This window comes from Faecalicatena contorta (genome assembly GCF_003149105.1).
Taxonomy (GTDB): Bacteria; Bacillota; Clostridia; order Lachnospirales; family Lachnospiraceae; genus Muricomes; species Muricomes contortus_C.
Map to the genome: position 1 here is coordinate 255,976 of NZ_QGDS01000005.1, position 26,066 is coordinate 282,041.

The window sequence follows — 26,066 nt, forward strand, 5'->3', positions numbered from 1 at the left end:
CAGTTACGGCGAAAAATATAAAAGGAGGTACCCCTCTTGACTCTGGAAGAAAAAATTGCACGCCTGCGGACCACCTCTATGAAAGAGGCGAGAGCCGAAGGGAACGCCATCATTGACAACTACCGTGAGGCATTACAAAAGGTATTAGAAGATCATAAGGAAGAAGCTCTGCGTCAGTCTGAAACCCGGATTAAAGCTGAAATGGTCAGTGCCAGACAGCAATTAAATCAGGCACATGCCCGTTCCCAACTTGAATTAAAGCGGATACAATGGAAGGTCCGGCAGGATTTAAAGGACAAGGTCTTTGAAGAAGCCGCTGCTTTAGTACAGGATTTTATGAAAACAGAAGCATACACCGACTACCTTACAAAATGCATTCGTAAAGCGGCCGCCTTTGCCGGGGAAGATTCTATGGTTATTTACATCAATCCCTCCGATGAGGGACTCCTTTCCAAACTGGAGGAAGCTTCCGGAGTAAAGCTCACGGTCAGTGAAGAAGATTTTATAGGCGGTATCCGTACTGTTATACGAAGCCGCAATGTTTTAATAGATGATTCCTTTAAAACAGCTCTTAGAAATGAATACGACAAGTTCTTTCTTTTAGGAGGTGGCTGTATTGGTTAATACTGGAACTATATATGGAATCAATGGTCCCATCATTTATATACAAGGTAACACGGGCTTTCGAATGTCTGAAATGGTACATGTTGGAAAAGAAAAGCTTATAGGGGAAGTCATTGCCCTGGATAAAGATTTAACTACAGTACAAGTTTATGAAGAGACAACAGGACTGTATCCCGGCGAAGAAGTTATTGCAACAGGAAACCCTGTTTCGGTAACTCTTGCGCCTGGTATTTTAAATAACATTTTTGATGGTATCGAACGTCCTCTGGAAAAAATTTCAGAGACAAGCGGCGCATTTATTTCCCGGGGTATCAGTGTCGACTCCCTGAACCGGGAAAAAAAATGGCAGACTCACATTACCGTATCAAAAGGGAATTATTTAAATGGAGGAGATATTATTGCAGAGGTTCCGGAAACTAATGCCATTGTGCATAAATGCATGGTCCCCCCTCTTTTAGAAGGTACCGTTGTAGATACGGTGGAAGACGGTGAGTACACAATTGACGAAACTCTGATTACACTGGAGCTTTCCGACGGCACCCGGAGAAATCTGACCATGACACAGTACTGGCCCATCCGGGTAGCCCGTCCGGTCCGGCAGCGTTTTTCTGCATCCACTCCGCTGATTACCGGACAACGTATCATTGATACTATGTTTCCCATTGCAAAAGGCGGAACTGCTGCTGTTCCCGGGGGATTTGGAACTGGAAAAACGATGACACAGCACCAGATTGCAAAATGGTCCGACTCGGACATTATTATTTATATCGGCTGCGGGGAGCGCGGAAATGAGATGACCCAGGTTTTGGAGGAGTTTGGAAGCCTGACCGACCCGAAAACCGGAAATCCTCTTATGGATAGAACCGTTCTTATTGCCAACACATCCAATATGCCCGTAGCTGCCCGGGAAGCCAGCATTTATACCGGTCTGACACTGGCTGAATACTATCGGGATATGGGGTATGATGTGGCTATTATGGCGGATTCTACCTCCCGCTGGGCAGAGGCGCTGCGGGAATTATCCGGGCGTTTGGAAGAGATGCCTGCGGAAGAAGGTTTTCCTGCATATCTTGCATCCCGGCTTTCCACATTTTACGAAAGGGCCGGTATGATGCACAATCTAAACAATACAGAAGGCTCTGTTACAATCATCGGTGCAGTATCTCCCCAGGGCGGTGACTTTTCCGAGCCTGTCACTCAAAACACCAAGCGTTTTGTCCGCTGTTTTTGGGGGCTGGACAAGAGTCTGGCATACGCAAGGCACTTTCCGGCAATTCACTGGCTGACCAGTTACAGCGAATACCTGGGAGATTTAGCTTTCTGGTATCATGACCACGTTTCTCCCAAATTTGTAGATTACAGGAACCGCTTAATGGCACTTCTAAATCAGGAAAGCAGTCTGTTAGAAATTGTAAAGCTGATAGGAAGTGACGTATTACCTGATGACCAAAAACTGGTACTTGAAATTTCCCGGGTCATCCGCCTTGGATTTCTACAGCAAAACGCCTTCCACAAGGATGATACCTGCGTGTCTATGGAAAAGCAATTTCTTATGATGGACATTATTTTATATCTTTATAAACAATCTCGTGCTCTTGTAACAATGGGGCATCCCATGTCCGTACTGAAATCAGAAAATATTTTTGAGCGAATCATTGCTATCAAATACGACGTGCCCAATGACAGGCTGGAGATGTTTACTCAGTACAGACGTGATATTGATGCCTTTTATCAGAGGGTACTGGAAAAGAATGCGTAAGGAGGGATTACAAGCTCATGTCAATAGAATATTTGGGACTCAGTAGTATTAATGGCCCTCTGGTAGCATTGGAGGGTGTACAGGATGCCTTCTTTAACGAACTGGTAGAATTTGTCGTAGGCGGCACAGAACGTAAAATCGGACGTATTGTTGAGATTTATGAAGACAAAGCAATAATACAGGTATTTGAGGGATCGGAAAACATGTCCCTGAAAAATACCCATACACGCCTTACCGGGCATCCTATGGAAATTGCCCTTTCACCGGATATGCTGGGACGGACCTTCAATGGCATCGGGCATCCCATCGATGACCTGGGTCAGATTACCTCCACATTAAAAAGAGACGTAAATGGTCTGCCTCTAAATCCGGTTATGCGGGAATATCCCAGAAATTATATCAACACCGGTATTTCCGCTATAGACGGCCTGACAACCTTAATCCGGGGGCAAAAACTTCCGATTTTTTCCGGGAACGGGCTTCCCCATGATCAACTGGCAGCTCAAATCGTAAAGCAAGCTTCCCTGGGCGGAAATTCGGAAGAACAATTTGCTATTGTATTCGCGGCTATGGGCGTCAAACATGATGTGGCAGACTATTTCCGGCGTACATTTGAAGAAAACGGAGTTTCTGACCATGTGGCTATGTTCCTGAACCTGGCAAATGATCCGGTAGTGGAGCGCCTGATAACGCCAAAAGTAGCCCTCACGGCGGCAGAATACCTGGCCTTCGACCAGAACATGCATATCCTGGTTATCCTCACTGATATGACATCCTTTGCCGAGGCCATGCGTGAAGTATCCTCATCCAAAGGAGAGATTCCCAGCCGTAAAGGATTTCCCGGATACTTATACAGTGAACTTGCAGCCATATACGAGCGTGCAGGCATCGTACACGGTGCAGGCGGCTCCGTGACCCAGCTTCCAATCCTGACCATGCCCAACGATGATATCACCCACCCAATCCCCGATTTAACGGGGTACATTACCGAAGGTCAAATTGTGCTGGAACGAGAACTACACGGGCAGGCCATCTACCCGCCAATCAACATCCTCCCCTCCCTTTCCCGCCTCATGAAAGATGGCATCGGAGAAGGCTATACCCGGGAAGATCACCAGGATTTGGCAAACCAGCTCTTCTCTGCCTACGCAAAAGTAGGTGATGCCAGAAACCTGGCATCCGTTATTGGCGAAGACGAGCTTTCTCCCATCGATAAAAAATACCTGGAATTCGGAAGATCCTTCGAAGAAAAATATATCGGACAGGGAAAAAACGAAAACCGCAGCATGGAAGAAACATTAAACCTGGGATGGGAACTCCTCAGGCTGCTGCCCAAAGAAGAACTCGACCGCGTAGATACAAAAATACTCGATAAATACTATGATGCATAAAATGGGATGCATAAAATGGGATGCACAAAAGGGGACGCACAAAAGGGGACAGACCCTTTTGAAAAGGGACTGTCCCCTTTGCAACCCGTTTTCAGAATATTCTGAAATCTGTATTTGAAAAGGAGGAGCTGAATGGATCCGCGTACTTTCCCTACCAAAGGAAATCTTATACTTGCCAAGAATTCTCTTGCGCTTGCCAGGCAAGGCTATGACCTGATGGACCGAAAAAGAAATATCCTGATTCGGGAACTGATGAATTTAATTGATGAGGCCCGCGATATCCAGAATGAGATAGACAACACATTTACTTATGCCTACCGCTGCCTGCAGAGCGCGAACATTGAACATGGTATTAGTATGGTAGCGCAGCTTGCTTATACTATGCCTATCGAGAACTCCATCACAATACAAACCCGCAGCATTATGGGCACTGAGATTCCTCATGTGAAATATACTCCTGGAAATAATACTCCTACCTATTCCTTTCATACAACGAGGGAATCTATAGATGTTGCCGTACAGGCTTTCCGCAAAGTAAAAGACCTGACTGTGAAACTTTCCATGGTGGAAAATGCTGCCTACCGCCTGGCCGCTAATGTAAAAAAGACGCAAAAGCGTGCGAACGCCCTGCAAAACATTACAATTCCGAAATATTCCCAGCTTGTATATGATATTACAAATGCACTGGAGGAGAAAGACAGAGAGGAATTTACACGTCTGAAAGTTATCAAACGAATGAAGGAAAAAAGAGGGGCCTGAGAAAATGGAAGCAGCAGTTATTCAGTTAATTCTAAATTTACCGAGGTGACTTATGAGCAACATCTATGATAATAGACAATTTTTTGATGAATATGCGAAAATGGCAAGAAGCCGGCAAGGCTTATCTGGCGCAGGTGAATGGCATCAGCTCGGGCCCCTGTTTCCGGACTTAAGCGGTAAACGGGTACTTGATTTGGGGTGTGGTTACGGCTGGCACTGTAAATACGCCGTTAAATGTGGTGCAAAGCAGGTGCTGGGCATCGACCTAAGTGAAAAAATGATCGATGCAGCAAGAGAAAAAAATGTGGATCCCAAGATTACATATCAGATCTGTGGAGTGGATGACTATGATTATCCTATGGAATCCTATGACTGTGTAATTTCCAATCTAGTGCTTCACTACATTGCGGACATCGCTGCAATTTTCAGAAATATATACCGGACGTTGGAAGCAAACGGTGTTTTTCTTCTCAACATAGAACATCCTGTTTTCACGGCAGGTGTAAATCAGGACTGGATTTACGATTCAGACGGAAAACCACAATATTGGCCTGTGGATAACTACTTCTATCCCGGCGAGCGGGTCACACATTTTCTTGGACAGTCTGTCACAAAACAACATCATACTCTGTCACAGATACTGATGGGACTAATAAATGCCGGTTTCCATCTAGAAGCGGTAGAAGAAGCAGTTCCCAGCGCCGGCATGATGGACATCCCAGGTATGCCGGATGAAATGCGCCGCCCGATGATGCTATTAATTAAGGCCGTAAAATAGGAGCTTTTATTCATTCGAAGCCCTTTTTCCCGATACCGGGCAGCCTTGAAACAAGGGCTATTTACAAGAATCTGGGGGGCCGCTTCTTTATTGAGGAGGTTATTAAATTGAATATATTTATTTGGTTCATGCTTTTCTCAACGGTGGCCTCTGTCATACTGCTGATATACTCCGTTGCAAGTCACAATTCTGAGCGGTCATTTTTTCTAATCTTCACTTCCTTCTGTGGATTTCTGTACACCTTAGGCTACCTTTTGGAAATCATTTCACCTACACTGGAATCCGCCTTTATAGGGGTTCGGGTACAAAAAATGGGCTCCCTGCTCATTGTACCCCTTCATTATCTTTTTGTACGGGATGTTTATGGAAAAAAACGGTTCAGTATGCGCACACACTGCCTTCTCTTTGCGCTGCCCGTTTTTAATCTCTTTACTGCCCAGGCATTTCCGCTGGTGCGGCTGCATTACACAGATATCGAATATTTTCACAGTGGTTTGATTGCCAACTGTCAAGGGTATCCAGGTGTGGTAAATTATATAGCCATTGTTTATAATCTTTTTCTTACCTTTTTAAATCTCTGGCTTATTATAAAACACCTGAGAGTGGGGAGTCGGCTTCAAAAGCGCCAAAGCCTTTGTCTGCTTGTATCGGTTCTGATTCCACTTTTTGTTAATATTTACCATACGTTTTCCTATGACCACCTTCGGATTGACTTAAACCCCTTAGCGGTTTCTGTTTATCTGACACTGCTTTTATACTCTGTCCGGACGCAAAACCTGCTGAACGTGGTACCTCTGGCGCGGGCCCAGGTAATTGAATCTATGGCAGATGCCTTTATTGTCTGCGGTAAAAATTTTAGCTTTTTGGATGCAAACCTGGCAGCAAGACAGTTATTTCCTGAGTTGAATACCTTACCTCCAGGTGAGACTATAGAGCAGGTAAAGCAATTTGAGTATAAAAGTGAATTGTGCCTTCAAATAGATGGTAAGGTAAAATTTTATAAAATAACCCAAACGCCTATTCTGCAAAATAATAAAATCAGCGCTGTCTGTATCGTACTCCATGACATTACTGATAAAGAAAATGAGTTAAAAAACCTGTATGAAAAAGCAACTTTTGACCCTTTGATGCATATCTACAACAGGGCTACCTTTTTTGACCTTGCTGATTTTATGCTGAATTCTGATAAGGCAAAAAACCTCTCCTATGCTTTACTAATGATTGATTTAGATGATTTTAAATTAGTGAATGACACCTATACTCACTCCTGCGGCGATATTGTGCTGGAAACCATCGCTTCCATAGTGAAAGACCATTTCTTCCCGAATGACATCGCAGGGCGTTACGGCGGTGAGGAAATTGTGGTCCTGCTGGAGGATATGTCTGTCAGGCAGGCAATTGATAAAGTGGAACAGCTCCGTAAAAGCATTGAAAATACAATTATTACTTATCAGGAAAATAAGTTATGTATCACAGTTAGTATTGGGATTGCACATTCCCCTGCCAGAAGCGTTCATTTACTTGAAGATATGTTGGTCCAGGCGGATTCGGCATTGTACGAAGCTAAAAACAGCGGACGTAACCGGGCTTGGATGTACGGAGAATCCCCCGATTAATAAAATTGCAGCTCACCGGTCTTTCTGTTATGCCGTTCCACTATCTATTATTTCAATTTTCATTTCATGCTAAAAAGGAACCGCAGCACTTACCGTACCGTGGTCCCTTTTGTTTTCCGGCCTTATGTATTTCATCCAATTTCCTTATCAGAATTCAAACACCGCAACCCCATATCCTGGCAGCGGATAAGCAAAGGAATATGCCCTGTTGTCGCAGTCTTGTTTCTCCGCCTTATAAACAACAGGTCTCTCTTCCCCTGTTCCTCCATATTCCTTATCATCACTGTTCAAAATCAGTTTGTACTGTTTTCTCCTTGGAACCCCCACTCTATAATCCGGGCGTTCAACAGGAGTAAAATTACACACAAACAAAAGATTCTTTTTATTGTCCTTTGAATGTCTTACAAAACTGAAAACACTTCTAAATGTATCATCCTTATTAATCCACTCAAAGCCTTCCGGGGCGTTATCTATCTCATACAACGCTTTATTCTTTTTGTACAGACGGAGCAAATCCCGGTAAAACTTCTGTATCTGCTGATGAGGTTCTTCTAACAGCAGGAACCAGTCCAGCTCTCTCTCCTCGCTCCATTCACGAAGCTGTGCAAACTCCTGCCCCATAAATAGCAGTTTCTTTCCAGGATGTCCCATCATAAATGCATAGGCTACCTTCAGATTCGCAAACTTGTCAAATCCCACCCCGGGCATTTTATTAATCATGGAGCATTTTAAGTGTACCACTTCATCATGAGACAACACCAAAATATAATTCTCACTGTAGGCATAGTCCATAGAAAATGCCATCTGATAATGTGCATTTTTTCGAAACAAAGGATCTAATTTCATGTATTCTATAAAATCATGCATCCACCCCATGTTCCATTTTAAGCTGAATCCCAGGCCTTCATCCTCCGGTACTCCCGTAACTTTGGGCCATGCAGTAGATTCTTCTGCAATCATCATAGCTCCGGCATTCCTGCCCAGCACTACAGAATTCAGATGCTTGAAGAACGTAATAGCTTCCAGATTCTGATTTCCTCCAAATTTATTCGGAACCCACTGGCCATCCTGTTTCCCGTAATCAAGATAGAGCATAGAGGCCACAGCATCAACCCGCAGACCATCCACATGATAATGTTCAATCCAAAACAGCGCATTGGCTATCAGAAAATTCTGCACCTCCGGTTTTCCATAATCAAAAATTTTGGTTCCCCAGTCCGGGTGCTCTCCCTTTCTAGGGTCTGCATATTCAAATACAGGCGTACCGTCGAAAAGAGCAAGTCCATGTGCATCCCGCGGGAAATGGGCGGGTACCCAGTCAAGTATGACTCCTACCTTATTCTTGTGGAGATAATTAATCATATAAGCAAAATCTTCCGGTGTCCCGTACCTGGATGTAGGTGCATAATATCCTGTCACCTGATATCCCCAGGAACCATCAAATGGATGCTCGGCTACCCCCATCAGCTCCACATGAGTATAGCCCATATCCTTAACATACTTCACAATGGCTTTTGCAAAATCTCTGTATGTATAAAAGCCTTCATCCTCTCTGCCTGGATGCCTCATCCATGAGCCTATATGAACCTCATAAATAGATAAAGGATTCTTCTTACTGTCCCATTCCTTCCTGCGTTCCATCCACACGTCATCCGTCCACGTAAAATTCAGGATATCCGTAACCCTGGAAGCAGTCCCCGGACGCAGTTCTGCGTAATTAGCAAATGGATCTGCCTTAAAAGTGCGCTTTCCCTGAGCTGTCTCTATGCAGAACTTATATAAATCTCCTTCCTTTACTCCTGGAATAAAGCAGGTATAAATTCCGCCTTCTCCCTGACGCTCCATGTAATTCTCTTCAAAGTCCCAATCATTAAAATCACCGACAACAGCTACACGTCTTGCATTGGGAGCCCAGACTGCAAAATAAACACCTTCCTTTCCTCTCACCGTTGCCTTGTGGGCACCAAGCTTTTTGTAAATCTCATAATGTGTCCCATGGCCGAACAGATACTGATCCAATTCCCCGATTTCATAAGGTTTTACTTTCCTTTGTACGGTTTTATTCTTTCCCATAAGCCCACCTCGCAGCTCGTATTTTATATTTACAATTATACTTGAAATGACTGGAAAAAGAAAGAGGAATCCACCTGATATAAACGAAAGAATAGACAGGCCCTTTACAGACCTGTCTATTCCCTTTACTCTCATATAAATCTTATGCATTAAAATCCTTTTCTGATAAGATAATTCTGTCAGCATCATCCGTATTCTTTCCGAATACCCGCTTCACTAGTTTCTTGGCGGAAGCTTTCTGAGAATGATCCATCGCTTCATCCATAACTTCCTTCACTTCAGCAACCGTCACTGCATGATCTTCTCTTTGCAGTGCGTCAATCCTGCTGTAAAGTGCAAGAATCCCCATCTCATCAATCCGGTAGCCATTTTCCTGAGCATATGTCTGACCAAAGGTTACAAGCTCATCATTGATAAAAATAGGTACTTCTAAACGGCTGGTGAACTTTCTCCGGAACTCTCTGTTGGAAGAAAGCAGTCTGTCCAAAGGCTTTCTTTGCTCTTCAAGTACAATCAGCATCTCTCCGGTATCTCGTTCCATTGCCTTGTTCAACCTTGCCACTGTTTTCTCGTTCAGCTTTCCTGCTTTTTCAATAATCAGTGCACCACCATGAAGCTTCGTAAATATATCACTGATCTTTTTCTTATTCAAGGAATCTCCAGTTACAATCGCAACCTTGCCCTGACGGATATTTCTCTGCTTCTGAATGGCTTTTACAACATCCACCGCCAAAACAGTCTTACCATTTCCCTTATTTCCTATAATCAGCAGATTTCCTGTGCGGGAAGTGCCGTTGCGGTTCGTACAATTGAGATCCTGCTCTAAAACATCAACAAGCTGTTCGCTCATCCCCCTTACTGGTACAAAGTAGGAGAACAACTTTTTCTGTTCTTCTGTAAGACCCGCCCTGATTCCAATACCACTCTGGGTCTCTAAATCATAACGGCCGTGTACAATAAATCCTGTATCTGACATTGAAAGTGCATTAGAAATATCATCCAAAGGAAGAGGAGCTGTCTTCCCGGTAGCAATCATCTTGGCAGTTTCCTTGCGGCTCAAAGGAGTTGTCGCGGATAAAATATCCATATCGTCATCGTCCTCATCCGGAATCTCTCTTTCATCCGGCCCGCCGGCATGTTCCGGATTTGGGCGGAACTCCTCTTCAAAGCTTGCCTCAATGTCATCCAAATCATGTTCGGCTACTTCCCCGGAATTATGGTCCTCATAATCCTCTTCGTATGCTTCCTCGTACTCATCGTCAAAATAATCCTCTTCCTCAGATTCGTCATATTCCTCTTCGCCGAAATCGTCATCAGATTCATCATACTCTTCTTCGTCCAGATCATCCTCAGATTCATCGTATTCCTCTTCGTCGAGGTCATCCTCAGATTCATCGTACTCCTCTTCGTCGAGGTCATCCTCAGATTCATCGTACTCCTCTTCGTCAAAATCGTCCTCTAACTCGTCGTACTCCTCTTCGTCGAGGTCATCCTCAGATTCATCGTATTCTTCTTCGAGGTCATCCTCTAACTCGTCATACTCTTCTTCATCAAAATCATCCTCAGATTCATCATACTCTTCTTCGTCGAAATCGTCTTCAGATTCATCATACTCCTCTTCGCCAAAATCATCTTCTAATTCATCATACTCTTCTTCATAAGAATCGTCCTCTAATTCATCATAGTCCTCTTCATCCTGAACATCCTCATATTTTTCAGAAGGACTATCCGCAAGCGCATCCGACTCCTCTTCAAAATCATCCTCCTCCTCAAGAAATGCCTCTATATCATCAATCCGCAGTTGCTCCGTGATCGCTCCCATATTTTCATGAGGCTCTTCTACTTTTTTCACAGGTGCCGGGACTGGTGCAGCTTCTTCAGGAAGTACTCCTTCAATCTCATCAATCATGCGCTGTATATCGGGCGGTAGTATTGGCTCCGCCTGTTTTTCTTTATCTTCCATCCTCACCTCTTCCACCGGTTCCTCATCATTATCCCAGCCCATCAAAATATCCTCAATACTGAGCTGACCTTCAATCTGATCATTTTCTTCCGGCTTCTTATAGTCTTGCTTTATATTCTCTGCTGTAGATGGGGCTTCTATTCCATCCTTCCCATCCTTCTCTATATTTTCATCCTCTTCTACTTCTGCATCTTTCTCAGTCTCATCAAGAGGTTCTGCTTTCAGTTCTTCTAAATCTGTATCAAAAGGCACATCCTTATCATTTTTTCCTGTGAGCTCATTTACAAGTTCCAGGTCAATTACCGATTCAATCTCCTCAATTGCAGTTTCCAGTCCGGAGACATTTTCCTCTTCATCCGTCTGGTCCTCTGATTCTTCCTTATCCTCAGGCTCTTCTTTGCTCTTGGGATGCAGGAGACTCTGCAGAGCTTCTTCCAGCTTCATAGTACTGCCAATTCCCTTTTTGGTCAATCTCAGTACACTTTCATCCTCCTGAACCGACTCATCATCCTCAATATCATCCTCAGCGGAAACTTCTTCAACTTCAGATTCACCTAATGTGCTTTCCTGGAAATCTTCATCGTCTTCCTCATAATCTTCTTCAATCTCTCCAATTCCAGCCGTCCTCCCGGCTTCAGCTATATTCGCCTTCCTTGCCTGATATTGTGTCAGATCAGGAATCTCCTCCGTTGCTGATTCAATCTTTTCATAACGGTGATCATATTTTTCCTGCTGTGAAGGCGTCAATTGCTTGTACTGCATCTTAAGTTCCATTGCTTTATAAACGTACTTACCCTCACTGAACCAAAGAATCAAATCATCGCATTCTTCCAAACACTCTGCCGTCATCCCCGCTTCCTGATATAACCTCGCCAGCTCGAATGCCCACTCCTCAATATACTCTGCCTTCTTAAATTCCTCAAGAGCTTCAATCTGCTGCTCAATCGGTGCCCTGCGGGCTCTTAGCATCTTATATTTTAAAATGTGCTGATTTGGGTCCTTAGGCGCAACCTGCATAAAATCATCGTAATAATCTATAGCTTCATCAACATTTCCTGTCTTAAGTGCAAGAGCACATAACCGGTAAATAACTTTTCTGCTGCCTTCCGCACGATGATAAGCAATATTCAGAACCTCATAACTTTTTTGATAGTCTCCACTTCTCTCATATATATCGCTGACATTCACCAGCATTGTAGCATTCCTGACTCTTTTCCAGTCGATGCTATCCGCAATCTCTGCCGCTTTGTTATATACACCGCTTTCCATAAGTTCAAGCATCTGTTCTGTCTTTAACTTATATTCGTACTTATCCACAGCACTCACCTCGTAATATAATAATATTATTTATATCGTTTATCCGGCATACGCCCGTTTATACGCACATGTGCAGATAAATTCTGTCCTTAGTTTACCATAAGCACCTCGTAATGTCAAAAAAATGCATTTCCAATTACTACAGAAAATGCATCTTGATTTTCATTAAAAGACACCAGCCAATAATACCCTTTATCCGCTGTTTCCCGGGATTTTGTCACTAATATAATGCCATGAAATAAATATTTTATAGATATAAAAGCTTTATAAAATATACCATTTTACGACATATAAATACAGTTTTTTATTTTAGGAAATTTTTGGAAAACGCGTAAGTTTTTTCCGGCTTAGTTGTTTACTTAACAAAGGAACTAATCTCCTTACCATTTATTAGTTCCTTTCCCACCACAAAGCCCGGATTCCTCACCAGATTCCGGGCTGTTCCTATTATTTATTTTTATAGAACTTTTACTGAAGACAACTGAGGCCGGTATATATGTTAATATACATCGGCCTCAGTTTATTTTATTCAATTTTTTCATTCTATATATTTTATAAATCGGAGGAATCTTTTAATTTATTGTTCCTGTAAGACCTTTACCGCTTTGTTTATTGACGCTTCAGTCTGCTTATTAAATCTACTTACTAAACCTCCTGTTCTTCAATATACAAATCGATTATAGCCAAAACCCAATCACTTTCGTTCTTGGTATCAATTCATATCTAATTGAACATCAACATTTCAATTAGATTGCCTTATTGAACTAATAGTTTTCAATAGGTATAATTTTGGAGTATAACACTAAGTTATTTATCCTATAACCTTTCAGCTCCCGCAGTATTGTATTGCAATATTCCAGCAGCTCATTCAGTTATTTATTCTATAACCCCGTATACTCTTTATGAAATGATATCCCTTTTATGTTTCTTTACACATTTTAGGAATTTTGTTATATGTGGTATCTATATTCAATACGTTTGCAAATGTTAAATCTTTTATGTTCATCCAGTCTCGAACGCTCCGACTAATCCTTTTTATTATTCTATGTACTGGATCCCTTTATCTTACAATGGTAAAGGCCTCTTCTTCACAGGAACTTCCATTTGCCGTACCACTAACATATTGAATTATAAATGATGATGTATTGTCCATCGGACCCTTGCCTCCTTAATCTTATATTTTAATCCAATTAAACACTGTTATTTATGTTCTTTTAGATAATATACTTTGAAATACTTTTCACTTTTTATTATCTCTTTTGGATTGAGTACATAATATCACAACACGTTTTATTTGTCAACGCATTTTATATATTTTTTATAAATAAATTTATAATTGTATCTATTTATTTGAATTGTCTGACTATTGTTATTGGATAAGCAACCCACTCTTATTAAAAGTTTAGAGTTTATAAACAATTCTGAAAACGGACAGCAAAAGGGTCAGTCCCTTTTGCTGTCTGTTTTGTTTAGCAGATTTCCGCTCCTGCAGGCATTGTCTTTTCTGGTGTCATCAGTGCCAGATTGCCTTCTGCATCTTCTGCACAGAGAAGCATTCCTTCTGATAATACCCCAGCCAGTTTTGCGGGTTTTAGGTTTACAAGTACCATTACTTTTTTACCAACCATCTCTTCAGGTTTGTAATAAGCCTTAATCCCGGATACGATTTGTTTTACCTGACTTCCGATTTTTACCTTAGAGCAAAGTAGTTTTTTGGACTTAGGTACTTCCTCGCAGGCTATAATCTCACCGACCTGGAACTGCATTGCTCCGAACTGCTCAAATGTGATTTCCGGTTTTGCTTCAATGTCAATCACATTTTCATCTTCTTTGCTTTCTTCCTCTTCATTCACAGGAGGATGAAGTTCTTCTACTTTCTTCAGAACTTCTTCAATGTCCAGCCTTTGGAACAGTATTTCTGGTTTGTCTGTGACATGCCCTCCATTTAGCTGGGCCAGGATTTTTTCACTGGTGGAGGGCATGAAAGACTTCAGCAGCTCTGCACCTGCAGATATGCTCTCTATCAGGTTCCAAAGCACGGTCTCCAGTCTGTCTTTTTTCTCCTCATCTTTTGCCAGCACCCATGGCATTGTCTCATCAATATATTTATTGCAGCGTTTAAAAAGATTAAAGATTTCTGTGATTGCATCGGCGACACGTAAATCATTCATCTTTGCTTCTACAACTTTTGGAGTGTTTTCCACAACTGCTTTCAATTCGGCATCTACAGCTTCTTCCGCACCCTTATCGGTTACTACACCATCAAAATATTTATTTGTCATGGATACGGTACGGTTTACCAGATTTCCTAATGTATTTGCCAAATCGGAGTTCATACGCTCTACCATCAGTTCCCAGGTGATGACGCCATCATTTTCAAAGGGCATTTCATGAAGTACAAAATAACGTACCGCATCTACTCCAAAGAAATCCACCAGCTCATCGGCATACAGTACATTTCCTCTGGATTTGCTCATTTTGCCGTCTCCCTGCAGCAGCCACGGATGTCCAAAAATCTGTTTAGGCAGCGGTAAATCCAAAGCCATCAGGAAAATTGGCCAGTAAATTGTATGGAAACGAATGATATCCTTTCCAATTAAATGCAAATCTGCCGGCCAGTCTTTTTTAAACTGTTCCGTATAATTGCCTTCGCAGTCATAACCAATTCCGGTAATATAGTTGGTCAAAGCGTCCAGCCACACATAGACAACATGTCTCGGGTCAAAGTCTACAGGAATTCCCCATTTAAAGGACGTCCTGGATACACATAAATCTTGCAGGCCCGGAAGCAGGAAGTTGTTCATCATCTCATTTTTGCGGGATACCGGCTGAATAAATTCAGGATGATTCTGAATGTGTTCAATCAGACGGTCTGCATACTTGCTCATTTTGAAGAAGTAAGCTTCCTCTTTCGCCGGCAGCACCTCCCGTCCACAATCAGGACATTTTCCCTCTACAAGCTGTGACTCTGTAAAGAAAGATTCACACGGGGTACAGTACATCCCTTCATAGTGGCCTTTGTAAATATCTCCCTGGTCATATAACTTTTTAAAGATTTTCTGAACCTGTGTCTCATGGTCCGCATCTGTGGTACGGATAAATTTATCATAAGACGTATTCATTAAATCCCATATTCCTCTAATTTGATCGGCAATTTTATCCACAAATTCTTTGGGTGTAACGCCTGCTTCTTCTGCCTTCAGCTCAATCTTCTGACCATGCTCATCTGTTCCGGTCTGAAAAAATACATCATAGCCCTGGCTTCTCTTGTATCTTGCAATTGCATCTGCAAGAACAATCTCATACGTGTTTCCAATATGCGGTTTACCTGACGTATAGGCAATCGCAGTAGTGATGTAATACTTTGGTTTCTGTGACATAATACTCTCTCCTTTATTTTTCTGATTACAAAATAAAGAGTCTGGCAAGCCAGACTCTCGCGCCGAAGCGCGGTCGCTTTAGCGGCCATTTTCCTTATGCGCGTAGTGCGCATCCCCCGGAGGGTTTTTATATAATGGGAAACGCGCAGTTTCCTATTATATAAGAAAGAATCTTGCAAGCAAGATTCTCCGCCTGGGTTGGGTCGCGATAGCGACACCTTCTCTGCCAACCCAGTGCGATCCCCGGTCGGGTTTTTGTATGATAGGAAACTACGTTTCCTATCATACAAAAAAACCGCCTTCTTAATAAATAAGAAGACGGATTAATTCCGTGTTACCACTTCTAGTTCGCTCTGTCCTCACGGACAAAACCTCAGCGAGTGCCTGCCAGCACTCCTCCGCTGTAAAGGGCGGACCCATCGCAGCCTTGCATAGAACGCTTTGTCCTCTGTTCGGTGCGCCGCTCAAAAGCCATATTCATCTGCATTTCATCCATCCCTCTCAGCACTGGTCTTTATATTAAAGAACCAACAGGATTTCTCTGTAAGATGTCTCTCAGACTACTCTCTTCGTCACTGCGTTTATTTTTTAATATGTTAAAAAGCGTATCACAGCAATTTATAAATGTCAAGGGTGCTTTCATAAACCCCGAAAGGTTCCTAAATGATTCCTTTAGCCCTTACTTTACACCGTGTACGTCTTTTACCTCATGAACAAGATATCCTTTACTGCGAAGCATTTCCTCTATCATATCTAAGGTCTCTTCATTATCAGCTTCTACCCTGTGATAGTGGTAGTTTGATGTAATATTTTTTAAAGGGCTGGATTTACCACTTTTCATATCTTCTACAAATTCCGCTACTTTCCTTCTGGAATTAATTTGAAGTTCTGCCTCCATGCGTCCATACACCCGGTGATTGACCATGACATTGATAACACGCCCCCCTAAATCTACAATAGCGCATAGCTCATTTTCCAGCTCATCGTCTGTATGATGGACCTTGAACACTCTGTATGGGGCATAAGAAGCATTCAATATATATCCCCGGTTTGTAGAAATGATATCATATCCGGCTGCCCGGATTAAGGCGATATCCTGTACGATGACCTGCCGGCTCACTTCATAATCCCTGGCCAATGTCCCGCCGGATACAGGTACCACACTGGTTTTTATTTGATTTATTATGGCATCCCTGCGCTCAGAACCTGTCATCATATGGTGCTGTCACCTTCCTTTCTTCCCACTTATCCTTACACTGCATGGAGGTTTTTCAGAGAGATATCTAGAATCGGAGCAGAATGTGTCAGCGCTCCGCTGGATACATAGTCTACCCCAAGAGCAGTAATTCTGCCTATATTTTCCTTCGTTACGTTCCCGGAACATTCGGTCTCTGCCCTTCCATCTATAATACGGATAGCTTCCTGCATCTCTTCTGTTGTCATATTGTCCAGCATAATAATATCGGCACCTGCTTCCACAGCCTCTCTTACCATGTCCAGATTTTCAACCTCAACTTCAATTTTCCTTACAAACGGAGCATATGCTTTTGCCATCTGCACCGCCTTTGTCACACTTCCTGCCGCTCCAATGTGATTATCCTTCAGCAACACTCCGTCTGACAAATTATATCTATGATTATAACCTCCGCCTGCCCGGACTGCATACTTTTCAAAAATACGCATATTCGGTGTCGTTTTTCTTGTGTCAAGTAATTTTGTTTTTGTACCTTTTAAAAGTTCTGCTACAGTGTGTGTGTAGGTTGCGATTCCGCTCATTCTCTGCAAATAATTCAGCGCCACCCGTTCACCCGACAAAAGAACCCGGATATCACCTGTAACTTTTCCCAAAAGCTGTCCATTCTGCACTTCATCACCGTCTTTACTGTAAAATTCAACCCTTACAGAGTCGTCCAGCAGTTCAAATACCCTTTTAAACACTGCCAGCCCGGCAATAATTCCATCCTGCTTGCAAATTAACTCTACTTCACCTGTGACTGCTTCTTTCATCACTGCATTGGTAGTAACATCTTCACTGGAAATATCTTCTTCTAATGCTGCCAAAATCAGGCGGTCAACCTGCAATGTCATTGTAATTTCATTCATTTATCTATATTGCCCTTCCTTTCGTCTACACTCTTTCCTCTTCATACAGCCTTTTAATTTTCTCCGCCGCCCGTTTAGAAAAAACAAGGCTTTCCAGCAACGAATTACTTGCTAAACGGTTTGCTCCGTGAACACCATTACAGCTTGTTTCTCCTATCGCAAACAACCGCTCCATTGAAGTCCGGCTGTCCGAGTCCACCCAAATTCCACCCATAAAATAATGCTGGGCCGGTACTACCGGAATACATTCCCTTGTCACATCATAGCCTTCTTCCAGGCAGTGCTGATAAATATTAGGAAAATGTTTCAGAATGGTTTCTCTTCCAATATGTTCCATTGACAGCCATACATAATCTGTCTCATCTTTTTCCATCTGCCCGCAGATTTCCTTTGTCACAACATCCCGGGGAAGCAGCTCGTTGACAAACCGCTCCCTATTTTTATTATAGAGAACAGCACCTTCTCCTCTTACAGACTCCGATATCAAAAAACGCCGTCCCGGTTTCTTTGAGTATAACGTAGTTGGATGAATCTGTACATAGTCCAAATTCTCCAATTTAACTCCATGCTTCCTGGATATTTCTATTGCGTCACCGGTCAGATGAGGAAAATTGGTAGAATTTCTGTATCTGCCTCCTATTCCCCCGGTTGCCAGGATTGTATAGTCCGCATAGATTTTAATATTCTTTTCGGTCTCATTCTCTGCCACAATGCCTGCACACTTGCCATTCTCTTCAAGCACATCAATCATGGTGGTATATTCGGCTATAGTAACATTTTTAAGCTTCTTTACCTGTTCAAGCAACTTATTTGTAATCTCTTTTCCGGTAATATCCTTATGATATAAAATCCTTGGTCTCGAATGAGCTCCTTCCCTTGTGTAAGCAAAATTGCCGTCTTTTTTTTCAAACTCTACGCCATATCCTATCAGGTCGTTTATAATTTCCCGAGAACTCCGAATCATAATCTCCACGGATTCTTTCCGATTTTCATAATGTCCCGCTTTCATCGTGTCCTCAAAATAACTCTGATAATCGTCCTCATCCCGCATAACACAAATGCCGCCCTGTGCGAGAAACGAATCACTGCTCTCGACATCCGACTTTGTAATTATCAAAATGTCTTTATTCTTTGGAAGATTAAGTGCGGCAAAAAGACCTGATATACCAGTTCCAACAATCACAATATCTTTTTTCATTTTCATAGCCAGAGCCTCCTTAGTCCTTCCTACTTTGTCAGCTCCAGCATTCTCTCCAGAGGTTTCCGTGAACCTTCTCTGAGAGTATCTGTAACATGAACTTCATTTTCTCCTGTTTCTAATACATGCAGAACTTTTTCCAATGTAATCGTTTTCATATCCTTACAGACCGGTTCCGTCTCTGTAAAATAAAACTTTTTTTCCGGATAGTCCTGCTCTAGTTTATAGCGGACTCCGTTTTCTGTACAGATAATGAATTCCTTATTTTCGCTCTTTCCTGCATACTTGATGATTCCAGTTGTACTTCCGATATAATCGGAAATCTCCAGTATTTCCTTTGGACACTCTGGATGAGAAAGTATTAGGGCAGACGGATATTTTTTTTCTGCTTTTTTAATTTCCTCTACACTTATTTTCTCATGAACAGGACAGTATCCCTCATTATATACAAAATGCTTCTCCGGCACCTGCTCCGCTACAAAGTGCGCCAGATTCCTGTCTGGAATAAAAAAAATATTTTTCTGAGGCAATGCTTTCACAATATTTACTGCATTTGCAGAAGTTACACAAACATCCGAAAGTGCCTTCATAGAGGCAGTAGAATTAATATAACAAACCACTGCAAGATCCTCATATTCATCACGTACCTTCTTTAACATGTCTTCATCTACCATATGTGCCATGGCACAATCCGCAGATGCGTCCGGCATCAGTACCATCTTCTCCGGATTCAGCACCTTAGCACTCTCACCCATAAACGAAACACCGCAAAATACAATGGTCTGCTCCTTCAAACCCGCCGCGACTTTACTCAGATAAAAAGAATCCCCTATGTAATCCGCAATATCCTGTATCTCCGGATTTACATAGTAATGGGCAAGAATCACTGCATTCTTTTCCTCTTTTAACACATTAATTTCATCAGTAATTGTCATCTTCGTCACACCTCTCCCCGCTGTTGCGGTAAACTCACGCTATTATAACACATAAGTTTACATGTGACAAGACAGTAAGAAAACAAAAGGGACTGTCCCTTTTGCACTCCATTTTCCCGCAATTCTGACAATTTGAAGCAAAGGGGTCAGTCCCTTTTGAAATTTTTGTTAAAAACCGCCCAATTCTGTTCTCCATCATCTCTGATCTGAATTTCCGGAAAACTCTGTACATACTGTTTAAATTGGGAATACCCATAATCTCTTACCTTAAAATCTCCGAACCGGTTTCTGATTTTATTTCCCAATGTCCCTAATGAGACCCCTTGAGAACCTGCATTTTGCACCAATAAGATGATGTACTCTTCCAGCATTTCCTGTTTACTTTTATCTTCATAAAGTGTAACTGTAACCTGTGTTCCATCCTGTTGTAGGTTTAGTTTTGGAAATGTTTCAAGAAACTTTGACAGCAGGCTGTAGCCGTAACGGCGCACATCAAAATCAGGATATAATTTGACCAGGCGGCTTCCTACCTCTCCCAGACCTGTTTCTTTATCATTATTCTGATTCTCTGTAATAATCTTAACAACTGCCTCTTCTATCTCGTTCTTTGAAACCACATCCGTGTGACTTTTCCGATTGTCTCTGGATGCTGCATGTACAATATTCTTTTCTTCCTTCTCTATGGTGTTATCCTCTAACAGCAATTCCAAAACTGTAAAGATATCACATGCCTTCCTGAACGGTGCCGGAGTTTTATCTTCCCCCATACCTATAACAGTTTTTCCGCTTTCTCTGAGACGGCTGGCAAGTTTGGTGAAATCGCTGTCACTGGATACAAGACAGAATCCTTCCAGGTCACTTGTATACAACATATCCATGGCATCAATTATCATAGCAGAATCCGTCGCGTTTTTACCGTGAGTATAGCTGAACTGCTGGATAGGCGTAATAGAGTTTTGCAGAAGCTCCTCCTTCCAGCTTGAATTATACGTGCTCGTCCAGTCTCCATATATTCTTTTGTATGTTACATTTCCATATTTAGACAGCTCATCTAATATGGGCTTAATATATTTTGCAGAAACATTATCTGCATCAATCAACATTGCATATTTGTCTTCCATGTCTGGTACACCTCTCCATTTATATCTTTCCATTCAAATATATTCTTATCATATATCATATAGCTATGCACTGAATCTTCCTTTGGAATGGAAACAGAACCCGGATTCATATAAATATACGACTCTTTCTTTTCACATGCGGGGACATGAGTGTGCCCATTGAGCAGTATGTCTCCTTCTTTCAGCATTGGCAGGTGATTTGGATTAAAGTTATGACCGTGGGCAGCAAAAATAGTCACACCATCCAAATCCAGCAGACAGTATTCCGCCATAATTGGAAACTCCAATACCATCTGGTCCACTTCTGTATCACAATTCCCCCGTACGCAGAGCAAATTCTCTTTCACAGGATTCAGCATCCCGATCACTTGTTTGGGATCATATTCCCTGGGCAGGTCATTACGAGGCCCGTGGTATAAAATATCCCCCAGCAGCAATAGCCTGCCCGCCTTCTCTCTTTCATATGCTTCCAGCATCTGCCTGCAGTAAAAGGCAGAGCCATGAATATCTGATGCAATCATTAACCTCATATTTGCAGCTCCTTATATATATTTCAAAAGGGTCAGACCCTTTTGCTTTCCATTTTCAGAGTATTCTGACTACTTTGTTTTTTATTTCTCTTTTAAGTATAGTGGAAAAAAACCCCGGCCGTCAAATCATTTATTTCCTATATTTATAAAAAGCAGTTGGAAAGGCGGCAATGCCTTTCCAACTGCACAGTATTAATCACTCCTTCAATAAGCTCATAATTGTCCCGCCCATAATTTTATCAAATTCCTTTTCATTTTCAGCATAACGTCTGATTTTATTAAACTCCCATTCATAGTCACAGAAGGGACCGTCTGTCCCCCAGATCACTTTATCACCACCCAGTTTTTGAATGATTTTTCCCGTTTCAAATCCCGGCACTCTGGAAGTTTCCAAATACAGGTTTTCATTTTCCAGCGCCACCTCTATTGCCAGTTCCCACTGCCAAAAAAATCCTGAGTGTGCCATAATTAATGGAACCTTTGGAAACCGTCCTGCCATGCGGTCAAACTCCAATGGACAGTTGTAGAGATCGGCAGACCCATGGACAATCACTACCGCCCCATATGACTCTGCCACTTCGAAAATGGGGTTTACCAATTTCTTGTTACTTAGATGGAACCCACACAGAGTCGGATGTAATTTTACCCCTTTAAATCCCTTTTTAAAGCACTTCTCCAGATCATCAATCGCTTCCCGTTCATTCCAGGGGTTCACTGCACAAAATGGAATCAGACGATCTGGGTTTTCTTCTACATAACCCATGATTTCATCATTATTAAAATATCCTTCTGTAAAGGGAAAAATAATTGTTTTATCTACCGCCATCGTATCCATACGGTCTACTACATCCTGTCCGGTCCAGAGAGCGGCTCCTTTTCCAACATGAGAATGTGCATCTACTTTCAGCATAAAAATACCTCCTATGAATTTACCTTGCTCTTTAATACTCCAAGAGCTACCGCCAATATGATAAACACGCCATTGAATATGTTTTTATATGCAATTCCCATTCCCATCAGTGTAATGAAATTACTTATAAATCCGACAAATAATGCTCCAATGACACTTCCAATGATATTAAACTTGTTTCTGGCTGAAACCAGCGTTCCTATGTAAACTGCCACAAAACAATCTGTCAAATAGGTCTCTACACCTCTTGGCACAGCGTTTCCGGACCTGGATACCAGCATCACTCCTGCCATTGCTGCCAGCAGGGAGCTAATGATAAATGTTGCCGCAAATACCCTTCGAACATTAATTCCGGCCAGAAGCGAGGTTTTTACATTCCCGCAGATTGCATCCATGTGGCGCCCAAATACAGAGCGCTCCTTTGTAAAATACATAACAATAATTATAAGAATTGTCAGTGCTATCAATACAGATACAGGTCCCATGCTCCCCTGTCCGATGAAAAAGAACTTTTTAACCCGGACGGCCGGAAGTGTAAACAAAATCTGCGGCTGTGCTCCATTTGTCAATGTCAGCTCTATGCTCCGGACAATAAACATCATTCCTAATGTACCGATGATTGCCGGTACACCCAGATACGAAATTAGTACTGCATTGATGATCCCGATAATCAACCCGAACAGCATTGCTCCCAGAATAGCCACCACAAAGCTTTTTCCGGAAAGAATCAGCATTGCTGCCACCACACCTGCCGCATCTGCCACCTGAGCTATGGACAAGTCAATCCCCCGCACTGCCATCACCATAGTCATACCAAATGTCATGACGATTAATAAGGTACTGGAATTTAAAACTCCAAGAATATTATCAATTTTCATAAATCTCGGTTCTATAATCTGAAATACAATTAATACGCAGCATATTCCTATAATTGCCCCATGTCTCGCTATAATACCAAGAACTCTTTCCAGGGAAAGAGATTTTTCTTTTTTTACTTGCTCCACAATTATATCTCTCCTTCCTAAAATATAGTCACCTGGCCGATTTCCCGCTTTTTGATAACGGTCAATAAGATAGACAAGATTAAAATTACTCCAAGCACTCCTGAAATCTGTTGATTTGAGGTCCCATTTATAATCAATGCATTAGACAATGCAGCAATGAACATACCGGAAATAACCGTTCCAATAACACTCAGCTCTCCTGTCCTGGAAAAAGTACTGCCCAAATATGCTGCCGATAATGCCTGGATCAAAAAATCCATACCACTTGTAATTGCGGATGCTCCATAATTGTAAGAGCATTGGAGTACACCTGTGAATCCGAGAATAAGCCCCGACAATAAATATGACAACAGCAAATACTTCTTTGTATTCAGCCCCTTTAATTTGGCCGCTGCCGGATTTTCTCCAGTGGCATACATCCGAATCCCAGTTCTGGTATGTTTAAAAAAATAGTTCAAAATAATACATACGGCAATTACAATCAAAAAGATTACTGGTATTATTGCAATCCGTCCCTGTCCAAGCATTGCAAAACCTGGAATAACTTTAATCGTAAGTGCTTTCCCTCCGTTATACCAGGAGGTAACTCCCTGCATCACAAACATCGTACCTAAAGTTGCCACAAAAGTTGGTATCTTTACAACAATTACCAGGAATCCGTTTATAAGCCCCACACACAGACCAACTGCAACGCCTGTTGTAAGAGCCAGCGCTGCACTGGTCCCCGCGATAATCAAACCCGCCGACAAGTTGCAGGTTAACTGCACCAGTGCCCCCGCTCCCATATCAAATCCTCCTCCGATTAATACAGCAGTCAGGCCCAGGGCAATCATCGTAAGGACACTTCCTTGTTTCAACACAGTCATAATATTCGCCAGGTCGAAAAACAGCGGAGCGCGTATCCCCAATACACACAAAATAATTATCATCCCAATACCAGTCCCCCGGCTTAGCAATATGGTACTGATTCCTGCAGGATTTATTTTTATTTTATTAACCAATGTTCTCCGCCTCCTTTTCAACAGTATCTGCCTCTCCGCCGGCCGCCCAGTATAAAATATCCTGTTCCGATGCCTGACCCGCCTCAAATTCCTTTACAATCTTTCCCTTTGTCATAACAGAAATACGGTCACAAATCCCTAGCAGCTCTTCATTTTCAGAAGATATAAAAATAATACCGCAGCCTTTTTTTGCTAAAGATACCATTTGTCTGTAGATTTCCGTTTTAGCTCCTATATCCACTCCAGTTGTCGGCTGGTCAAATACAAATATTTTGAAGTCTCCCGTCATCCACCTGCCGATAACAACCTTCTGCTGATTTCCCCCTGAAAGCTCTCCCACCAGTTGTTTTTTCCCTGTACATACAATATTTAAAGCATCCTTAATTTTTCCGAACCGGTCAGTTTCCAGCTTTTTATCTACTATTCCCTTTCTGGCCCACAAATTCGTAGAAGCCAGAGAAAGATTCTCCACAATATCCATTTGAGATACAATTCCTTCATTTCTGCGGTCTTCCGGAATAAACGCAATTCCCGCCCTGCATGCATGGAGCGGTGATTTTGGAGAAAATGGCTTTCCTTCAATCTTTATAGTTCCGCTTTTTATTTTTTCAGCACCATACATTGCCAATACCGATTCTGTACGTCCTGCACCAACCAGACCTGCCAGCCCCAGTATTTCTCCTTGCCGCAGCGTTAAATTAACTCCGTTCACCAGGTTTCCTGAGTACAAATCATTGATTTCCAGTACAACCTCTCCTTTGGAAACCTCCTCTTTCGGATAGAAATCTTTCAATTCCTTTCCTATCATCAGACTGACAACCTCTTTATGCTGCAGTTCTCTGGTAAGAAATGTACCCTGTACTTTACTGTCCCTTAATACTGTAATGCTGTCCGTTATGCGGAAAATCTCCTCCAAGTGATGGGATATGTAAATTACTGTAACACCTTCCTCCTTTAGTTTTCGGATGATTTCAAAAAGCTTTTCAATCTCCCTATTGCTTAAAGACGCTGTGGGTTCATCCAAAATCAATAGCTTTGGATTACGGAGCAGAGCTGAAATAATTGCAACCTGCTCTCTCTGCCCAACACTTAAAGAAGATATCTGCCGGTCCGATGTAAAATCTGCATCTATTAACGCCAATTTTTCATCAACCATTTCTTTCATTTTTTTAAAGTTCAGGCTTCCACCCATTCCCGTCAGCTCAGAACCCAGAAATGCATTTCTTGTCACATCAAAAAATGGAACTAGCTGCTGGTCCTGATGGATAATAGAAATTCCTGCTTTCTCCGAATCTTTAGGAGATCCCAGACTGATAGTCCGGCCTTCTATTTTTATTTCTCCGGAATCCATAGTATATACACCCGTAATAATCTTTACCAGGGTAGATTTTCCTGCACCATTCTGCCCAAGCAATGCATGTACTTCACCTTTTTTCACCTGTAGATTGATGTTCTGAAGCACTTTATTTTTCCCAAAGCTTTTATAAATTTCTTTACATTCTAACAATACCTGGCCTTCAGCCATCGTTTCACCAACTTTCTCTTAACGCTGCCCTTCTAAAATGATTCGGGCGGGATTTCTCCCGCCCAAGATGTAATATGCC

General features: G+C 42.2%; 19 protein-coding genes. 6 read left to right on the forward strand and 13 right to left on the reverse strand.

Going from position 1 to position 26,066, the window contains the following annotated elements:
* Window positions 1–36: 36 nt before the first annotated feature.
* The 6 genes from A8805_RS10925 (at window position 37) to A8805_RS10950 (ending at window position 6,927) form a co-directional block, all read left to right on the forward strand.
* Window positions 37–624 carry a V-type ATP synthase subunit E gene (locus A8805_RS10925; protein ID WP_242992349.1) on the forward strand — a complete coding sequence of 196 codons (588 nt, stop codon included), beginning with the start codon at window positions 37–39 and terminating at the stop codon, window positions 622–624.
* The gene (locus tag A8805_RS10930) at window positions 617–2,383 is read left to right on the forward strand and encodes a V-type ATP synthase subunit A (RefSeq protein WP_109711012.1); all 1,767 of its coding nucleotides are present in this window, start codon (window positions 617–619) and stop codon (window positions 2,381–2,383) included. Before A8805_RS10925 ends, A8805_RS10930 begins: the two co-directional genes overlap by 8 nt.
* Window positions 2,384–2,400: 17 nt before the next feature.
* Window positions 2,401–3,774: a V-type ATP synthase subunit B gene (locus A8805_RS10935; protein WP_109711014.1), complete on the forward strand. Its 1,374-nt coding sequence runs from the start codon at window positions 2,401–2,403 to the stop codon at window positions 3,772–3,774.
* Between the two features lie 132 nt (window positions 3,775–3,906).
* Window positions 3,907–4,533, forward strand: a complete 627-nt coding sequence (locus tag A8805_RS10940; protein ID WP_109711016.1) for a V-type ATP synthase subunit D — start codon at window positions 3,907–3,909, stop codon at window positions 4,531–4,533.
* 52 nt (window positions 4,534–4,585) lie between these two features.
* On the forward strand, window positions 4,586–5,311 hold the full coding sequence (locus A8805_RS10945; protein WP_109711018.1) for a class I SAM-dependent methyltransferase: 726 nt from the start codon (window positions 4,586–4,588) through the stop codon (window positions 5,309–5,311).
* 107 nt (window positions 5,312–5,418) lie between these two features.
* Complete coding sequence (locus tag A8805_RS10950) at window positions 5,419–6,927, forward strand: diguanylate cyclase (RefSeq protein ID WP_109711020.1); 1,509 nt, start codon at window positions 5,419–5,421, stop codon at window positions 6,925–6,927.
* A gap of 147 nt (window positions 6,928–7,074) precedes the next feature.
* Here the strand turns inward: A8805_RS10950 and glgB are convergent, their stop codons facing one another.
* The 13 genes from glgB to A8805_RS11015 form a co-directional block, all read right to left on the reverse strand.
* The gene (glgB, locus tag A8805_RS10955; RefSeq protein WP_109711083.1) at window positions 7,075–9,000 is read right to left on the reverse strand and encodes a 1,4-alpha-glucan branching protein GlgB; all 1,926 of its coding nucleotides are present in this window, start codon (window positions 8,998–9,000) and stop codon (window positions 7,075–7,077) included.
* 142 nt (window positions 9,001–9,142) lie between these two features.
* Window positions 9,143–12,289, reverse strand: coding sequence for a hypothetical protein (locus tag A8805_RS22125; RefSeq protein WP_109711022.1), 3,147 nt, complete (start codon window positions 12,287–12,289; stop codon window positions 9,143–9,145).
* A 1,460-nt stretch (window positions 12,290–13,749) separates the two neighbouring features.
* Window positions 13,750–15,660: a methionine--tRNA ligase gene (metG, locus tag A8805_RS10965; protein WP_109711024.1), complete on the reverse strand. Its 1,911-nt coding sequence runs from the start codon at window positions 15,658–15,660 to the stop codon at window positions 13,750–13,752.
* 679 nt (window positions 15,661–16,339) lie between these two features.
* A complete protein-coding gene (locus A8805_RS10970) occupies window positions 16,340–16,873 on the reverse strand; it encodes a transcription repressor NadR (RefSeq protein WP_109711085.1) in 534 nt (177 codons plus the stop codon).
* Window positions 16,874–16,911: 38 nt separating this feature from the next.
* Complete coding sequence (gene nadC / locus A8805_RS10975; RefSeq protein ID WP_109711026.1) at window positions 16,912–17,763, reverse strand: carboxylating nicotinate-nucleotide diphosphorylase; 852 nt, start codon at window positions 17,761–17,763, stop codon at window positions 16,912–16,914.
* A 25-nt stretch (window positions 17,764–17,788) separates the two neighbouring features.
* Window positions 17,789–18,967, reverse strand: a complete 1,179-nt coding sequence (locus A8805_RS10980) for an L-aspartate oxidase (RefSeq protein ID WP_109711028.1) — start codon at window positions 18,965–18,967, stop codon at window positions 17,789–17,791.
* Window positions 18,968–18,990: 23 nt separating this feature from the next.
* Window positions 18,991–19,896, reverse strand: coding sequence for a quinolinate synthase NadA (nadA, locus tag A8805_RS10985; RefSeq protein WP_109711029.1), 906 nt, complete (start codon window positions 19,894–19,896; stop codon window positions 18,991–18,993).
* Window positions 19,897–20,042: 146 nt separating this feature from the next.
* The gene (locus A8805_RS10990; protein WP_109711031.1) at window positions 20,043–21,017 is read right to left on the reverse strand and encodes an NYN domain-containing protein; all 975 of its coding nucleotides are present in this window, start codon (window positions 21,015–21,017) and stop codon (window positions 20,043–20,045) included.
* Complete coding sequence (yfcE, locus tag A8805_RS10995; RefSeq protein ID WP_109711033.1) at window positions 20,993–21,547, reverse strand: phosphodiesterase; 555 nt, start codon at window positions 21,545–21,547, stop codon at window positions 20,993–20,995. The genes A8805_RS10990 and yfcE overlap by 25 nt, the downstream gene beginning before the upstream one ends.
* A gap of 196 nt (window positions 21,548–21,743) precedes the next feature.
* On the reverse strand, window positions 21,744–22,457 hold the full coding sequence (locus A8805_RS11000; protein WP_242992350.1) for an amidohydrolase family protein: 714 nt from the start codon (window positions 22,455–22,457) through the stop codon (window positions 21,744–21,746).
* An 11-nt stretch (window positions 22,458–22,468) separates the two neighbouring features.
* Window positions 22,469–23,461 carry an ABC transporter permease gene (locus A8805_RS11005; RefSeq protein ID WP_109711035.1) on the reverse strand — a complete coding sequence of 331 codons (993 nt, stop codon included), beginning with the start codon at window positions 23,459–23,461 and terminating at the stop codon, window positions 22,469–22,471.
* A 17-nt stretch (window positions 23,462–23,478) separates the two neighbouring features.
* Complete coding sequence (locus A8805_RS11010; protein WP_109711037.1) at window positions 23,479–24,462, reverse strand: ABC transporter permease; 984 nt, start codon at window positions 24,460–24,462, stop codon at window positions 23,479–23,481.
* Window positions 24,455–25,987: a sugar ABC transporter ATP-binding protein gene (locus A8805_RS11015; RefSeq protein ID WP_109711039.1), complete on the reverse strand. Its 1,533-nt coding sequence runs from the start codon at window positions 25,985–25,987 to the stop codon at window positions 24,455–24,457. The genes A8805_RS11010 and A8805_RS11015 overlap by 8 nt, the downstream gene beginning before the upstream one ends.
* Window positions 25,988–26,066 lie beyond the last annotated feature (79 nt).

What these genes read in the sequence shown, in the direction of transcription:
- A8805_RS11000 (WP_242992350.1), bottom strand. Translation starts at nt 22,457, where the DNA reads ATGCTGAAAGTAGATGCACATTCTCATGTTGGAAAAGGAGCCGCTCTC.
- A8805_RS10970 (WP_109711085.1), bottom strand. Translation starts at nt 16,873, where the DNA reads ATGACAGGTTCTGAGCGCAGGGATGCCATAATAAATCAAATAAAAACC.
- A8805_RS11015 (WP_109711039.1), bottom strand. Translation starts at nt 25,987, where the DNA reads ATGGCTGAAGGCCAGGTATTGTTAGAATGTAAAGAAATTTATAAAAGC.
- glgB (WP_109711083.1), bottom strand. Translation starts at nt 9,000, where the DNA reads ATGGGAAAGAATAAAACCGTACAAAGGAAAGTAAAACCTTATGAAATC.
- metG (WP_109711024.1), bottom strand. Translation starts at nt 15,660, where the DNA reads ATGTCACAGAAACCAAAGTATTACATCACTACTGCGATTGCCTATACG.
- nadC (WP_109711026.1), bottom strand. Translation starts at nt 17,763, where the DNA reads ATGAATGAAATTACAATGACATTGCAGGTTGACCGCCTGATTTTGGCA.
- yfcE (WP_109711033.1), bottom strand. Translation starts at nt 21,547, where the DNA reads ATGAGGTTAATGATTGCATCAGATATTCATGGCTCTGCCTTTTACTGC.
- A8805_RS10980 (WP_109711028.1), bottom strand. Translation starts at nt 18,967, where the DNA reads ATGAAAATGAAAAAAGATATTGTGATTGTTGGAACTGGTATATCAGGT.
- nadA (WP_109711029.1), bottom strand. Translation starts at nt 19,896, where the DNA reads ATGACAATTACTGATGAAATTAATGTGTTAAAAGAGGAAAAGAATGCA.
- A8805_RS10935 (WP_109711014.1), top strand. Translation starts at nt 2,401, where the DNA reads ATGTCAATAGAATATTTGGGACTCAGTAGTATTAATGGCCCTCTGGTA.
- A8805_RS10990 (WP_109711031.1), bottom strand. Translation starts at nt 21,017, where the DNA reads ATGGAAGACAAATATGCAATGTTGATTGATGCAGATAATGTTTCTGCA.
- A8805_RS10940 (WP_109711016.1), top strand. Translation starts at nt 3,907, where the DNA reads ATGGATCCGCGTACTTTCCCTACCAAAGGAAATCTTATACTTGCCAAG.
- A8805_RS10945 (WP_109711018.1), top strand. Translation starts at nt 4,586, where the DNA reads ATGAGCAACATCTATGATAATAGACAATTTTTTGATGAATATGCGAAA.